Raw genomic sequence first — 17,588 nt, 5'->3', positions numbered from 1 at the left:
ATCAGGCGAAGTGCGGTGGGCCTGCACTCATACCTGTCCGAATATGTCCGCGTCATCGATCCCGCCGAGCCCGGCGCTCGATCGCGACCAAGTAGACGCAATTCGCAATCGGGCATCGAACGTAATTGCGTCGAGGTGTCCAGCCATAGCGAATGATTCATTATTCGAGCCGATCGCTATTCGGACCCGATGCGCCTCGACGATCTACGTGGAGGAGTCGCGGAGCGCCGTCTATCACTTTCGTAAATATCGACGTACTTACGCGACGCGAATCGCGACTCGGGGGGTATACGCGTACCAATCAGTCGGCTTATACTGGGGCGCGGTCGGGTCTGGAGGCAAGTGATGACCGTTCCGCGACCGCAGTTCCCGCCCGACCGGAGATCGGACGGGAACTCCGAGCCCGACGTGTCGGTCACTCAGCCGGTGCCGCTGTCCGCGGGACAGCGGGGGCTGTGGCTGGCACAGAAATTGAGCCCGGATGTGCCGATATGTGAGGCACAGTATCTCGAGTTCCACGGGGATCTCGATCTCGACTTACTTCGCAAGGTTTCGATTCGAGCAGGCCACGAATGCCAATCGGGGTATATGCGGCTGGTAGAGATCGACGGTGAGCCGCATCAGTTGTTCGACCCTTCGCTGGATTCGACCGGACCGCTCATCGATATGCGCGATGAACCGGACCCCATGGCGGCAGCTTTGGAGTGGATGCGCCGGGAGTACACATCGCCTTTCGATATGCTCCGAGACCGGCTGCTGAGGTGGGTGGTTCTGCAGGTCGGGGATCGGCATTTCCTGTGGTACCTCAAGGGCCACCACGTCGCAGGGGACGGCTACGCCGCGATGACGGTAATGAACCGGGTCGCGGCGCTGTACACAGCGGCGGTGCAGGGCCGGACAGCGGAGCCGAACCGGGCGGCAGACCTGCGCACCCTCTACGAGGCCGATCGCAGTTACCGGGAGTCCAACCGATTCACCAGCGACAAAGCATATTGGCTGGACAAGCTCGCCGACGTCAAGGAAGAGTCCAGCCTGGCCGACGGATACGCACCCGCACGCGCGGACAGTGTCGTGGCAAAAGCCGAACTGCCCACCGAGACGGTAGGGCGGATCGATCATTCCGCGGAGGCGTTGGAGGCGAGCCCGGCCGCAGTGGTGATCGCCGCGTTCGGAAGCTATCTGGCCCGTATGACCGGCCGGGACAAGGTCCTGGTCAATATTCCCGTATCGGGTCGTACCACCGCGGTGCTGCGGCGGTCCGCCGGAGTCTTCGTCAACGTTGTGCCGCTTCCGATTACGCTCGGCACGGGCGACACGATCGCGACGCTGGTGCGGCGCGTGCAGTCCGATCTGGTTGGAGCGCTACGGCACCAGCGGTGCGGCCTCACCGACATTCGCGCCGCCGCGGGACACAACGGGCAGCGGCGTTTCGCGGGCCCGCTGGTGAATGTCATGTTCTTCCACCAGGAACTCCGGCTCGGGTCGATGACCGCGGAGTTTCATATCCTCAGCTCAGGACCGGTCGAAGATTTGCTGGTCGACCTCTACCAGGCTGGAGACCCGCCGCAAACGATCCTTCACTTCATGGCCAATCCCAATCTCTACACCGACCTCGAATTGTCGGCGCATTACACCAGATTCACGCAGTTTCTCGACGCGTTCGCCGCCGCCGCACCGGACACCGAACTCGAGCGGGTCCACCCCGACAGCGCCCGCCACGGCGCCGGGATACGGCGCCGCCGCGAAAACCTGGCGTTCTGGCGAGCCACGCTCGCGGACCTTCCCGAGGAACTCCATCTCCCGGTGGACAGGTCACGGCCGGTGATGATGTCGAATCGGCATGCAACCCGCGGCTACACGATGGGCGCCGAGTTGGTTCGTGCGTTAGAACGGTTCGCGCGGCAACGTGGCTCGCCACTGTTCATGGTTATTCACGGTGCGCTGGCGGTTCTGCTCGCCCGGTTGAGCGGTTCGACCGATATTCCGATCGGTACGCCGGTCGCCGTACATGGCGCGACCGAATTCGACGACAGGGCCGATATGTTCGTCAACACCCTGGTGTTGCGGACCGAGGTCGATCTCGACGAGTCGTTCACCGATCTGCTCGTCCGGGTCGGCCAGACCGATCGGAATGCCTTCGGGCACGCCGATGTTCCGTTCGAGCAACTGGTGGATCAACTCGCTCCGCAGCGGTCGCAGTCGCGACACCCGCTGGTCCAGGTGATGCTGGCTTTCCAGAACCTGGAGAGGGTGGCGCTGGAGTCACCCGGTCTAGATGTGTCGGTGGCCGACCTGCCAGACGAGGTAACTCGTTTCGACCTACAGCTCGTATTGTCGGACGATCATGGCAGTGGCGGCATGGCGGTAGCGGTCACCTACGCCACTGATTTGTTCGATGCCGCGACGATTGATTCTTTCGCACACCGGTGGATCCGGATACTCGAGTCGATAGCCACCGACCCCGCCGTTGCGGTGGGGGGCATCGAGGTGCTCGAGCCTGAGGAGCGAGCCGATCTGGTGTCGCGCTGTGGTGCACCAACGACAGCGCCCACCACCCTGGCCGACTTGTTGACAGCGGCGGCCGCACGGGATCCCGACGCCGCAGCGATTGTTTTCGAGGGGCGGCAGCTGAGCTATCGGGAGGTGGACGAGCGTTCGAATCGATTGGCTCGGTTACTGATTCAGCGAGGTATCGGCCCAGAGGATGTCGTCGCGATCGGCATGCCACGCTCCCCCGATTCGGTACTCGCGGTATGGGCGATCGCCAAGTCGGGCGCTGCTTTCCTGCCGATCGACCCGACCCACCCCGTCGAACGCATCACCCACATGCTGACCGATTCCAAGGCGTCGATCGGTCTGACCGTGCCCTCCGCGCGAACACAATTACCCGACGACATCGACTGGTTGACACCCGAGGACCTCAACGAGGCCGAGGACCGTCCTGTCACCGACGATGACCGGGTATGCCCGCTGCGTATCGATGACGTCGCCTACGTCCTCTATACCTCCGGATCGACCGGATTGCCCAAAGGCGTCGCGGTCACCCACCGCGGACTCGGCAACTGCGCCACCGAGCACCGCGATGCCATGCGCATCGAATCGAATTCTCGTATCGCGCATTTGGCTTCGCCGAGCTTCGATGTTTCGGTACTGGAATTGCTGTTGGCGTTGTGCGCGGGTGCGACGATGGTCATCGCGCCCAGCGACGTCTACGGCGGCGACGAACTCGGCGAACTGCTCGACCGAGAGCAGGTCAGTCATGTCCTGATCACACCGACGGCGTTGTCCACCATCGACCACACCCGTTGGCCGCTACCGGATTTGCGATACCTGCTGGTCGGTGGCGAGGGTTACGGCACCGAGTTGGTCGAGCGATGGAGCGACGACGGCCGGAACATGTTCAACGAATACGGGCCTACCGAGGCCACCATTGCCGTGACGCTGACTTCCCCGTTGGTGGCGGGTGAGTTGGTCACGATCGGTCGCCCCATCCGCGGCGTCTCGCAATGGGTACTGGATCAGCGGCTGCAACCGGTGCCGGTCGGTGTGGCGGGTGAGTTGTATGTCGCGGGTCCTCTGCTGGCCCGCGGATACCATCGCCGGGCACCTTTGACGGCCGAGCGTTTCGTAGCGTGTCCGTGGGCGGCCGGCGAACGCATGTATCGCACAGGGGACGTGGTCCGGTGGACAGCCGATGGAGCGATCCAACATCTCGGCCGGTCGGATTTCCAGGTCAAGATCCGTGGTCTGCGTATCGAACTCGGCGAAATCGATACGACGCTCGCCACCCATGAGAGCGTCGATTTCGCCGTGACCATCGGCCATCGCAACGATTCGGGGGGCGAGTCACTGGCTTCGTATGTTGTTGCCGCGTCCGGTGGTTCGATCGATACCACGATCCTGACCGAGTACCTGGCCGACCGGTTGCCGTCCTATATGGTCCCGTCCGCGATCATGGTGCTGGAGCGTATCCCCTTGACGCCGGTGGGCAAACTGGACCGCAAGGCCCTACCGGCGCCGGTGTTCACCGACTACAAGGCGTTCCGTTCACCCCGGACACCCCTCGAACGCAGGATCGCCGAATCGTTCGCCGAGGTCTTGAAAATCGATGCGGTCGGCCTCGACGATTCGTTCTTCGCCCTCGGCGGGGACAGCGTGGTCGCGACCCGGGTCGCCGCGCGACTCGGGGCCGCGCTGGGTACCGAGATTCCGGTGCGGCTGTTGTTCGAAGCGCCCACGGTAGCGGTGCTCGCTACCCGGATAGAGGAGCATTCCAGCACGGGGCGCCAACGCCCACCGCTGATCGCCGGGCCGCGCCCGGATCTGGTGCCATTGGCGCCGGCCCAGCAACGGATGTGGTTCTTCAACCAGTACGACACCAGCTCGGGGGCATACAACGTGCCGATCGCCATTCGGTTGCGTGGCGAGTTCAGCGTCGACGCCCTGCGATCGGCCATGGTCGATGTGCTGCGCAGGCACGAGTCTTTGCGGACGCGGTACCCGGACCACGACGGAATGCTGATCCAGCTCATCGAACCCGCCGACGCGATAGACCCCGAGCTGGACCTGGTAACGGTTCCGCCGAGCCAATTGGATACAGCGGTAACCGAATTCGTCACCGAAGGCTTCGATGTGAGCACCCGGGCGCCGGTTCGCGCCCGCTTGTTCCGCGCTGCCGGTGGCGAGGAGCCCGATTACGTGCTGGCCGTCGTGGTGCACCACATCGCCGCGGACGGTTTCTCCATGACGCCGCTGGCCCGCGACGTGACGACCGCGTACACCGCACGGATCAGCGGAGAAGCCCCTTCGTGGACACCGCTGCCTGTCCAATACGCGGATTACGCACTGTGGCAACGAGCTACCCTCGGCTCGCCCGACAATCCGGAATCGCTGGCCGCCCAGCAGATCCGGTACTGGACCGAAACCCTGGACGGCGTTGCCGAAGAACTTCGTTTGCCGACCGACAGGCCACGGCCGGTGGCGGCGTCCAATCGGGGTGCCACCATCGACTACACCTTGGATGCCGAATTGGTGCGAGCGCTGGAAACGTTCGCACGGCAACATAGTTCGTCACTGTTCATGGTGATCCACGGCGCGCTGGCGGTTCTGCTCGCCCGGTTGAGCGGTACCACCGATATACCGATCGGCACACCGATCGCCGGGCGCGGCGCGGCCGAACTCGACGACGTGATCGGCATGTTCGTCAACACCCTCGTGTTGCGGACCGACATCGATCTCGACGAGTCGTTCACCGACCTGCTCGGCCGAATCAGGCAGATCGACCTGGATGCCTTCGGACACGCCGACGTGCCGTTCGAGCAACTGGTGGACCAACTCGCTCCGCAGCGGTCCCAGTCCCGGCACCCCCTGTTCCAGGTGATGCTGGCATTCCAGAATCTGGAACAGGTGAAGCTCGAACTGCCCGGCCTCGACGTATCGGTGATCGATCTCCCCAACGAAGTATCTCGTTTCGACCTGCAGGTCGTCCTGTCGGACAACCACAACGGTGGCGATATGGCGGTAGCGGTCACCTACGCCACGGATCTGTTCGACACCGCGACAATCGACTCGCTCGCGCACCGGTGGATCCGGATACTCGAGTCGATAGCCACCGATCCCACCGTCCCGGTGGGGATGATCGAGGTGCTCGAGGTCGCCGAACGTGCTGATCTACTGTCGCGCTCCGGTGCGCCCGCAGCGGCGCCCGCCACACTGGCCGACCTGTTGACCGGAGCGGCCGCAAGAGGTCCCAACACCGCGGCGATCGTTTTCGAGGGGCGGCAGCTGAGCTACCGGGAGGTGGACGAGCGTTCGAATCGATTGGCCCGGATACTGATTCAGCGAGGTATCGGCCCGGAGGACGTCGTCGCGATCGGCATGCCACGCTCCTTCGATTCCATACTGGCGGTGTGGGCGATCGCCAAATCGGGCGCTGCTTTCCTGCCGATCGACCCGACCAATCCCGTCGAACGCATCACCCACATGCTGACCGATTCCAAGGCGTCGATCGGTCTGACCGTGCCCTCCGCGCGAACACGATTACCCGACGACATCGACTGGCTGACGCCGGAGGACCTCGATGAGGCCGAAAGCCGCCCCGTCACCGATAGCGACCGGGTACGCCCGCTGCGTGTCGACAACATCGCCTACGTCCTCTATACCTCCGGATCGACCGGACTACCCAAAGGCGTCGCGGTCACCCACCGCGGACTCCGCAACTGCGCCACCGTGCACCGGCACGGCATGAGAATCGGATCGGGTTCTCGCGTTCTGCATCTGGCTTCGCCGAGCTTCGATGTGTCGGTACTGGAATTACTGGACGCTGTGTACTGGGTCGCGACCATGGTCATCGCGCCCAGCGATGTCTACGGCGGCGACGAACTCGCCGAACTACTCGACCGCGAGCACGTCAGTCACGTCCTGATCACACCGACGGCGTTGTCCACCATCGACCACACCCGTTGGCCGCTACCGGATTTGCGGAACCTACTGGTCGGCGGCGAGGACTGCAGCACCGAGTTGGTCGAGCGATGGAGCCGCGACGGCCGGAACATGATCAACGAATACGGGCCCACCGAGACCACGATCGCCGCGACGTTGGCCTCACCGTTGACGGCAGAAGAACCGGTCACCATCGGCAACCCGATTCGGGGTGCCTCCGCATGGGTGCTCGATCGACGGCTACAACCCGTACCGGTCGGCGTGACAGGCGAATTGTATATCGGGGGCACCTTGCTGGCCCGCGGATACCACCGCCGGGCGGGCCTGACCGCCGCGCGTTTCGTCGCATGCCCATGGGCGCCCGGCGAACGCATGTACCGCACCGGAGACTTGGTCCGATGGACCGCCGACGGAGCGATCCAACATCTCGGCCGATCGGATTTCCAGGTCAAGATTCGTGGTCTGCGCATCGAGCTCGGGGAGATCGATGCGGCGCTCGCCGCCCATGAATCCGTCGGTTTCGCCGCCACGATCGGTCACCGCAGCGATTCCGGGGCCCAGTCGCTGGTTTCGTATGTTGCTGCGGCACCAGGTAACTCGATCGATACCGCGATCCTCACGGAGTACCTCACCGGCCGGTTGCCATCCTATATGGTCCCGTCCTCGATCATGGTGCTGGAGCGGATTCCCTTGACCTCGGGGGGCAAGCTGGATCGCAAGGCGCTACCGGATCCGGTATTCACCGGCGACAAGGCGTTCCGAGCACCCGAGACACCCCTGGAACGCACGATCGCCGAAGCATTCGCCGGTGTATTGGGTATCGATGCGGTCGGCCTCGACGATTCGTTCTTCGCCCTGGGCGGCGACAGCATCATGTCGATCCAGCTGGTTACCCGGGCCGGGGCGGCGGGTGTGGTGTTCTCCGCGCGCGACGTGTTCGAGCGCAAAACGGTTGCCGGGCTGGCCGAGATCGCCGTTCTCGACGACAGCGCCGCGGCGTCCTCCCTTCCGAAGGAACTGCCCGGCGGGGGTGTCGGGCAGATACCGTTGACGCCGATCCTGCGACGGCTGCTCGAACGCACGAAGTCGGGGTTCGATCGCTTCTCGCAGGCAGTTCTGCTGGCTCCGCCTGCGGGTATCGACCAGCAGAAGCTGGCGGGCACGGTGCAGGCGGTACTCGATCGGCACGACATGCTGCGCGCGCGGCTGCGCCCGGACGCGGGTGGGAGCTGGACGTGGGAGGTGCTGCCGGTCGGGAAGGTTCGAGCCGACGACGTCGTCCACCGGGTCGCGATGGAGGGGAAGCCGGGAAGCGTCGAGTTCCGTGCGTCGGCGGCGGCGGAGTTGGATGCCGCCGCGGACCGGCTCGATCCTGGCGCCGGGATCGTGATGCAGGTGGTCTGGTTCGATCCGATCGACGCGGCGGAGCCGGGCAGAGTGCTTGTGCTGGTGCATCGTTCGGCGATCGATAGGGCTTCCTGGCGGGTGCTGCTGGCCGACTTGGCGGCCGCATGGGCGCGTATCGAGTCCGGCGAGCCACCCGATCCGGCCCCGGTCGGGACATCGATGCGCAGGTGGGCGCACGGGCTGGTCGAGGCAGCCCAGCGCACGGAGCCGGCCGCCGAGATCGACTTGTGGCGGGCGATGACAGCCGGGGACGATCCGGTGATCGGGTCTCGGCCTCTCGACCCCGCGATCGATGTGGCTGCCACGGCCCGCGCGGTCGAGGTCGACGTGTCCCCCGAGGTGACCGAGGCGCTGTTGACCGACGTGCCCGCGGCATTCCACGGCAGCGTGGGCGACGGGCTACTGACCGCGCTGGCGCTAGCGGTGACGAAGTGGCGGCGCGCGCGTGCAACGGAAGCCTCCGGCGACCCGCTCGCGGACATGGTGATCGGTCTCGAAGGGCACGGCCGTGCGGAAGGCGTCGTCCCTGGCTCGGATCTGACCCGGACGGTCGGCTGGTTCTCCACGAGTTTCCCGATGCGCCTGAATCTTTCGGGCATCGATCTCGACGACGCGTGCGCCGGTGGGCCAGCTGTCGGAGCGGCGGTCAAGTCCGTCAAGGAACAGCTGCGCGCGGTTCCGGACCACGGAATCGGCTACGGCCTGTTGCGGTATCTCAACGAGGACACCGGACCGATACTCGGGACTCAGCCGACGCCGCAGATCGCGTTCGACTACGTCTCCACGAAGATTCCCGAAGGAATGCGGTCGGCCGGATGGCTGCCGGTGGACGACGACCTCGCGGGTGCCGAGTTCGCCGGTGCGCGGAATCCGGATATGCCGGTGTCGGCGGTGCTCGACATCACGGCCTGCACCCTCGACGATGACGGCAGGCCACGGTTGCGGGCGATCTGGTCGTATCCCGCCGGGGTGCTCACCGCCGACGAGGTGCGCGAGGTGGCGGAGTCGTGGCGCCGGGTCTTGACCGCGTTGGCGAGACATACCCATCGCGCCGGAGCCGGGGGACGGACGCCGTCGGATCTGGATCTGGTCAGGCTCGGGCAGTCCGAGATCGAGCGACTGGAAAACAGCTATCCGGCGTTGAGCGACGTCTGGCCATTGACTCCGTTGCAGGAGGGGTTGCTGTTCCACGCGCTGGTGTCCGAGGAGTCGATGGACGCCTACTTGGTGCAGTTGGTCCTAGAGCTGCGTGGGCAGGTAGATCCTGAGCGGCTGCGCCGAGCCGCGCAGCTGCTGCTCGACCGGCATGCGAATCTGCGCACCGCGTTCGTCGCCGACACCGGCGCCGGACCGGTGCAGGTGGTCGATGAAGGCGTCGAGGTTCCCTGGTCGGAACTCGACCTGTCCGGGCTGGATGACGATGCGCGCGAATGGGATCGGCTGATGGCCGCGGACCGGGCGGCCCGGTTCGACCCGGCTCGTGCCCCGCTGCTCCGCTGGATGCTGGTCACCACGCGGCCCGAGCATCACCGGCTGGTGCTGACGAATCATCACCTGCTCCTCGACGGCTGGTCGACGCCGCTGCTTCTGAAGGAGTTGCTGATCCTCTACGCCACCGACGGCGACACCGCGATCCTGCCTCGCATACGTCCCTACCGGGACTTCCTGGCGGAGATCGTCAGGCGGGACCCGACCGCGTCGCTCGACGCCTGGGCCCGCGCGTTCGACGGCGCGGACGGGCCGACCCTGGTGGCACCGGCCGATCCCGGCCGCCCGTACACCGAATCACGTGAGGTACTCGGCGAACTGACCGAGGAACAGACCGCGTCGCTGGCAGGCCTGGCGCGCGCCCGTGGCGTCACCCTCAACACCGTGATCCAGATGGCATGGGCGATCGTGTTGGGCGCGTTCACGTCCCGGGATGATGTGACGTTCGGCGCCACGGTGTCCGGACGGCCTCCGCGGATCGCGGGCATCGAGTCCATGATCGGGCTGTTCATCAACACACTCCCGGTGCGCGTCCGCCTCGATCCCGCCGAGAGCTTGGGACAGCTGCTCGACCGAATCCAGGCGGAGCAGGCCGGGCTGCTCGATCACCACTACGTGGGTCTGACCGACATCGAGCGTGTTGCCGGGCCCGCGGCGGTATTCGACACGATCACGGTGTTCGAGTCGTTCCCGATCGATCGCGGCGGGCTGACCGCGGACACCGATATCGCAGGCATGCGGCTGCTCGACGTGACCGGCACCGACGGCGCGCACTATCCGCTGGGAGTGATCGCGCGGGTCGACACGCGACTGCACGTCGAAATCAAGTACCTGCCCGAACTCTTCGACCAGGACACGATGGACGCGACCCTGCGGCGGCTCCTGCGCGTCATCGGCGTCATCGTCGCCGACCCGGATCTGCCACTGGCCCGGCTGGATCTGCTCTCCCCGGCGGAACACCGCGAGTTGACGCCGGTTTCAGGCGCTCCGGCGGTGCCGGAGCAGACGTTGCCGGAGTTGTTGGCGGCGGCGGTGCAGCGGGATCCGGGGGCGGTCGCGGTGGTGTCCGGGGATCGGTGGTGGACCTACGGCGAGTTGGATGCGGAGTCGAATCGGTTGGCCCGATTGTTGATCGGCCGGGGTGTCGGGCCGGAGGCGAGTGTCGCGATTGGTTTGCCACGGTCGATCGATTCGGTCCTGGCGGTATGGGCGGTGACCAAGTCGGGGGCAGCGTTCGTGCCGGTGGACCCGCAGTACCCGGCGAGCCGGATCGAGCACATGCTCACCGATTCCGGTGTGGCGGTGGGGATCACCCGATCGGAGTGGCGTCCTAGGGTGGCCGGGCCCGTACCGTGGTTGATCCTCGACGAGTCGGAGGTCGAAGCGGAGGCCGCGAGTTTGTCGTCGGCGCCGGTGACCGATGCGGACCGAATATCGGCGGTGCGGGCCGACAATGCGGCGTACGTGATCTACACGTCCGGCTCGACAGGTGTGCCGAAGGGGGTGGTGGTGTCGCACCGAGGGTTGGCGAATCTGGTGGCCGAGGAATGTTCACGGTTCGGCGTCGGGCCGAGCGCGCGGGTGCTGAATTTCGCGTCTCCGAGTTTCGATGCGGCGGTCCTGGAACTGCTGTTGGCGTTCGCGGCCGGCGGGCGGCTGGTGATCGCGCCCCCGACCGTCTACGGCGGAGGCGAGCTGGCGCAGATCATGTCGCGCACGAAGGTGACCCACATCGCGCTGACGCCCGCGGCCATGGGGACGGTCGATCCCGACGGGCTCGATGACCTCGGGACCATCGTGACCGGTGGCGAAGCGCCCTCACCCACACTGGTGTCGCGCTGGGCGCCGGGCCGGAGATTCTTCAACACCTACGGCCCGGCGGAGGCCACGATCCTGACCGATGCCGGTGCGCCGATAGCGGCGGGTGAGCCGGTGACGATCGGCGGACCGATCCGCGGGGTCGGCGAGGTCGTGCTCGACGCGTGGCTGCGGCCGGTGGCGATCGGGATCGTGGGCGAGTTGTATCTCGCCGGCCCTGGCCTGGCCCGCGGCTACCGCAACGCGATGGGTCTGACGGCGTCGCGGTTCGTCGCCGACCCGTTCGCGGGCCCGGGGCAACGCATGTACCGGACCGGCGACCTGGTGCGGTGGCTGCGGCTACCGGACGGGAGTCTGACGCTCGAATATGTGGGCCGGTCGGATTTCCAGGTCAAGATTCGTGGTTTCCGCGTCGAGCTCGGCGAGGTCGAAGCGGCTCTGGCCGCCTGCCCGGGTGTGGCCCGAGCAGCGGCGAATGTGCACCGGAACGCCGCCACCGGCGACCGGTTGATCGGGTACGTGGAGCCCGAACACCACGCGGACCCCGACGCGGCCGCGGTCCTCGCGTTCGCCGCTGAGCGGTTGGCCTCGCACATGGTGCCCGCGACCGTGATGGTGCTCGACGCGCTGCCTGTGACGGCGAACGGCAAGGTCGACCGCGCCGCTCTGCCCGAGCCGGACTTCACCACGGGCCGAGCCGAATTCCGGGCACCGGCCACCGAAGTGGAGACGACGCTGGCGGAACTGTTCGCCGAGGTATTGGGTATCGACACGGTCGGCGCCGACGATTCGTTCTTCGCCCTCGGCGGCGACAGCATCATGTCGATCCAGCTGGTGACGCGAGCCAGGGCGGCGGGTGTGGTGTTCTCCGCGCGCGAGGTGTTCGAGCGCAAGACTGTTGCCGGGTTGGCCGAGATCGCCGTTCTGGACGACAGCGCCGCGGCGACCGCCCTTCCGGCGGAATTGCCCGGCGGTGGTGTGGGACCGGTGCCGGTGACGCCGATCATGTGTTGGATGATCGAGCGCGGCGGCTTCGACCGCTTCTGCCAGTGGGTGATGCTCTCTCTGCCGACCGGCATCGACGCCAATGGAATCGGTGCCACCGTCCAAGCGGTGATCGATCACCACGACATGCTGCGAGCTCGACTTCAGCCGGAACCCGCGCACGCATCGCGGTGGACGCTACGGGTGCAGCCGACCGCTGTGCCCGCCGCCGGGCTGGTCCGGCGCGTGCCGGTGGATGTGGCACCGGACAGCAGCGCGTTCGCGGCGCTTGCCGACGCCGAGGCGAACGCGGCGGCCGAACGCCTCGACCCCACAGCCGGAGTCATGCTGCAGCTGGTCTGGTTCGACTGGGCCGGACAGCCGGGACGGCTGCTCGTCGTCGCGCACCACCTGGTGATCGACGGCGTGTCGTGGCGGATTCTCGTCCCCGATCTCGCCACGGCGTGGGCCCAGCTGAGTGCCGGGCAACGGCCGCGGCTCGCGCCCGTCGGCACCTCGATGCGACGCTGGGCGCATGCTCTGAACACCGCCGCCGAGAACCTCGACGAACTCGACTGGTGGCAGTCCACGCTCGCCGCTGACGATCCGCCGATCGGCGCCCGCCCGATCGATCCAGGCGTGGACGTGCAAGCTACCGTCGCCACCGTCGAGGTGGCGCTCCCCACCGCGGTGACCCGCACCGTACTCACCACCCTGCCCCGGGCATTCCACGGCAACGTGGACGACGCCCTCGTCGCCGCGCTCGCGTTGGCGCTGACTCGATGGCGGCGCCGCCACGGCAATGCCGTCGCCGAGACGCTGCTCACCCTCGAAAGCCACGGCCGCCACGACACGGTGCTCCCCGGTGCCGACCTCACCCGCACCGTCGGATGGTTCACCACCACCTACCCGGTCCGGCTCGACCTGTCCGATATCGACATCGACGACGCCTTCGCCGCCGGGGGCGCCGCCGCGGCGGTCGTCAAGTCGGTCAAAGACCAGCTCCGGCGGGTCCCCGACCACGGGATCGGCTACGGGCTGCTGCGCCACCTCAACGCCGATACCGCCCGCGTCCTGCGTGAAATGCCCACCCCCCAAGTGAGTTTCAACTATCTCGGTCGGCTCGACACCACGCCCGCGACGTTGCGCGACATCGGGTGGATGCCCGTCGGCGACGGCCCCGACGGCGGCAGCGTCCAGCATTCCGACGCACCCGTCGCGGCCCTGCTGGGCATCAACGCGGTCACCATCGACACATCGGACGGGCCTACCCTTACCGCCGCCTGGGAGTATCCGACCGGCCTGCTCACCTCCTCCGAGGTCACCGAGCTCGCGGGACTGTGGCGCGACGCGGTGACCGCTCTGGCCGCACACGCGTCCCGCCCCGGCGCAGGCGGGCTCACCCCCTCCGACCTCGACCTCGTCGACCTCGACCAAGGCGCGATCGACCGGCTCGAGGCCGGACGTTCGACACTGGACGACATCTGGCCGCTCACGCCGCTGCAGGCAGGATTGTTGTTCCACGCTCAACTCGCCGAGGGCACCCTCGACGCGTACATCGTGCAACTCTGTCTGGAACTCGGCGGGCGCGTCGACACGGACCGGCTGCGCCGCGCCGTACAGGCTCTCATCGGACGGCACCCGAACCTGCGGACCGCGTTCGTGCGCGACGGCGCACGCGAAGCGGTCCAAGTGGTGCACCAGCACGTCGACGTGCCGGTCACCGAGATCGACCTGGCCGGGCGCGCCGACACGGAAGCCGCGCTCGAACAGCTCATGAACACCGACCGCCGGGCGTGCTTCGACGTGACCGCGGCGCCGCTGCTGCGATTCACCCTGATCAGCACCGCGCCCAGGCAATATCGGCTGCTGTTGAGCATGCATCACATCCTGATAGACGGCTGGTCCACGCCACTGCTGATCCGGGAACTGCTGACCCTTTACGCCGGCGACAGCGATCCCGCTGTATTGCCGCCGGTGCGTCCCTACCGCGATTACCTGAGGTGGCTGAACAACCAAGACCGGGACGCGGCGGAAGCCGCGTGGGCGCGGACCTTCGAGGGCACCGCCGAGCCGACTTTGCTGGCGCCCGCGGACCGTGGCCGCAGGCCCACCATCGCCGCGCGCGAAGTCCAAGTGCAGCTGAGCCAACAGCGCAGCGCGGCGCTGGTCGCGGTGGCCCATCGACAAGAGGCCACCCTCAACACACTCGTCGAAGCCGCCTGGGCGATCGTGCTCGCCACCTCGACCGCCCGCGAGGACGTGGTGTTCGGCACCACCGTCTCCGGGCGCCCAGCGCAGATCCCCGGCATCGAATCGATGATCGGGCTGTTCGTCAATACCGTGCCCGTCCGGATCCGGCTCGATCACCGCGAAACCCTGGCCGAGCTACTACGGCGAATCCAAACCGAACAAGCCTCGCTGCTCGACCATCACCACCTAGGGCTCGCCCATATCCAGCGCGTGGCCGGTCCCGGCGCGATGTTCGACACGGTGACCGTCCTCGAGTCCTACCCGGTCGACCGGGCCGGGCTGTCCGAAGACACCGACATCGCGGGCATGCATGTCCTCGGCGTGCACGGACGCGACGCCGCGCACTATCCGCTCGGCCTGGTCGTCCACCAGGACACCCAAGTACACCTGACCTTCAAATATCTGCCGGAGCTGTTCACAGAACACCAGATCGACGCCATCGCCGACCGAATGCTGCGAGTGCTCGACACCATCGCCGAACACATCGACCTCCCGCTGACCCGGCTGCAGCTGTTGTCGCCGGTCGAACGAGCCACGCTGGTACCCGTTCGCGGTCGGCCCGGTACGGCGATGTCGGTATTGCCGCAGGTGTTGACGTCCGCGATGGCGCCGGACACGGAAGCGGTGGTCTGCGACGGCGTAAGACTGTCGTACCGCGAACTCGACGAGACCTCGAATCGGTGGGCGCGGGTACTGATCGAGGCGGGAATAGGACCGGAATCGTTGGTAGCCATAGCGGTACCGCGCTCCATCGACGCCGTGATCGCCGTCTGGGCGGTCGCCAAGTCCGGTGGCGCGTTCGTCCAGATCGATCCCACCCATCCCCGGGACAGGATCACCGGCATGCTCACCGATTCCGGTGCCGCCGTAGGGATGACACTCGGGGTCCACCGAGACCAACTGCCGGACACCACCGGATGGCTCGCCCTCGACGACCCTTCCTTCGCCGCGAAGTCGGCATCGGCGTCGCCCAACGCGATCACCGACAACGACCGCACAGCCACGCTATGGCCACACCACCCGGCCTACCTGATGTACACCTCGGGCTCCACCGGGATTCCCAAAGGTGTCGTGGTGACCCACAGCGGGATAGCGGACCTGGCCGCCGAAACACGGGAACGGTTCGGCCTCACCCCGGCCGCACGAGTGCTGGGCGCCGCCGCGCTGACCTTCGACGTCTCGGTCCTCGAATTGCTCAGCGCCGCAGCCGCCGGCGCCACACTGGTCCTCGCACCCGCACGGGTAGTCGCGGGCACCGAACTGGCCGAGGCGATCGAAGCCGAAAGCGTCACCCATGCCGCCTTCACCCCGACAGTGCTCGCATCGTTGCCTCCCGACGAACTCGACACCCTCGGCACCCTGATGGTCGGCGGCGAGACATGCCCACCAGACCTGGCAGAGCAGTGGATACCAGGCCGGACGGTGATCAGCTCCTACGGGGCTACCGAATCCACCGTCATGAGCTGCGCCAGCGCGCCGTGGACCACGAACGGTCCGATCACGATCGGCGGCCCGACCCGCGGATTCACCGCCGTCGTACTCGACCGCAGGCTACGCCCCGTCCCACCCGGAGTCGTCGGCGAACTGTATGTGTCCGGAGCGGGCCTCGCCCGCGGCTACCACAAGCAACCCACGACCACGGCATCCCGATTCGTCCCCGACCCCTATGGGCCGCCTGGGACACGGATGTACCGCACCGGCGACCTGGTCACCTGGACCGCCGACCGAACGCTGCAATACAAGGGCCGCAGCGACCTGCAACTCAAGATCCGCGGCCACCGCATCGAACGCGGCGACATCGAAGCCGCGCTGTGCGGCCACCCCGACGTCGCCCACGCCGCCGTCACGATCCACACCCAACCCAACGGCAACGATCAACTCACCGGCTATGTCGTGCCCACCCCGGGCACCACACCCGACGCCATCGCACTGACCACCTACCTCGCGACCCGGCTACCCACCCACATGATCCCGACGACGATCCTCACCCTCGACCGGATCCCCCTCACCTCAACCGGCAAACTCGACTACAAAGCCCTACCAGCGCCCGACCGGCGACACGCCCGCTTCCGTTCGCCGTCCACCCCGCTCCAGGCCACTGTCTGCGACGCTTTCACCCGGACTCTCGACATCGAACGAGTCGGCGTCGATGATGGCTTCTTCGCCCTCGGCGGCAACTCGCTGGCCGCCACCCAACTGGTGGCGCGGCTCGCGGAATCGACCGGTGCCACGGTGCCGGTTCAGTGGGTGTTCACCGACCCGACACCGCAATTGCTGGCCCGACGCATCGAGACCCGCCTGCGCGGTCTCGACGAACAGGATCCCGGCGACGCACTGTCGGTGCTGCTCCCGCTGCGCGCTGCCGGCACCGACCCACCACTGTTCTGCGTCCACCCGGCCATCGGATTGGCCTGGGGCTTCAGCGGACTCGTGCAGCACCTCGACCCCGAACATCCCGTCCACGGACTGCAGTCCCCGACGCTGACCGACCCCACCGCGCGGTTCGACACGCTCGATCAACTCGCCGCCCGCTATGTACGGGAGATCCGGTCCGTCCAGCCGCACGGCCCATACCACTTGCTCGGCTACTCGCTCGGCGGGACCATCGCCCACGCGATCGCCGTCCGGCTCTGTCGCGACGGTGAGCAGGTCGCGACCCTGGCCATGATGGACACCCGAGTCGTCACCGACCGCAGCATCGAAACTCCCACACCCACCACCGCGGACTTGCTCACCGAGTTCGGCGGCCTCGCCGCTTCCGAGCTCCCCGCCGACCTCACCTTCGAGGTCGCGGCCGAGTTGCTGCACCGGCAGGGCGGACTCTTCACCGCCTTGACCGCCGAGCATCTCGAGACCTTGCACGGCGACTTCACCCGGCTCATCGACCTCACCAGGAACCACCGGCTCGCATCCTTCGACGGTGACCTGATCTACTTCAGCTCCGCGGACCACACAAGCGACGGCGCCTCTCCGGCTCTCGCATGGAACAATCACATCACCGGCCGTATCGCCGAACACCGCATTCCCGCCCGGCACGAACGGATGACCGACCCGGACGCACTCCGCGCGATCGGACTCGTCCTCACCGAGCACTTCCGGTCCGCCGATGCCCCCTCGCCGCAGGCCGAAGACCATTCCCCTCGCTGTGCGCAGCCGCCTCGCCGAGCCGATAGCCGTCGAGTTGTTTGACGCCCGAA

The 17,588-nt window shown here is 66.8% G+C and carries 1 protein-coding gene; it reads left to right on the top strand.

Going from position 1 to position 17,588, the window contains the following annotated elements:
- Positions 1–345: 345 nt before the first annotated feature.
- Entirely contained in the window at positions 346–17,580 is a 17,235-nt protein-coding gene (locus NX1_RS04770) for a non-ribosomal peptide synthetase (protein ID WP_084501011.1), read from the top strand.
- Positions 17,581–17,588: the final 8 nt, after the last annotated feature.

It is taken from the genome of Nocardia xishanensis NBRC 101358 (assembly GCF_001613365.1).
Taxonomy (GTDB): Bacteria; Actinomycetota; Actinomycetes; order Mycobacteriales; family Mycobacteriaceae; genus Nocardia; species Nocardia xishanensis.
Note: the sequence above shows the minus strand (reverse complement) of the source record. Positions and strands in the feature narration are given on the sequence as shown.

Bases quoted from the DNA above. Each gene is read 5' to 3' on its own strand.
- NX1_RS04770 (WP_084501011.1), top strand. From the start codon at position 346: ATGACCGTTCCGCGACCGCAGTTCCCGCCCGACCGGAGATCGGACGGG.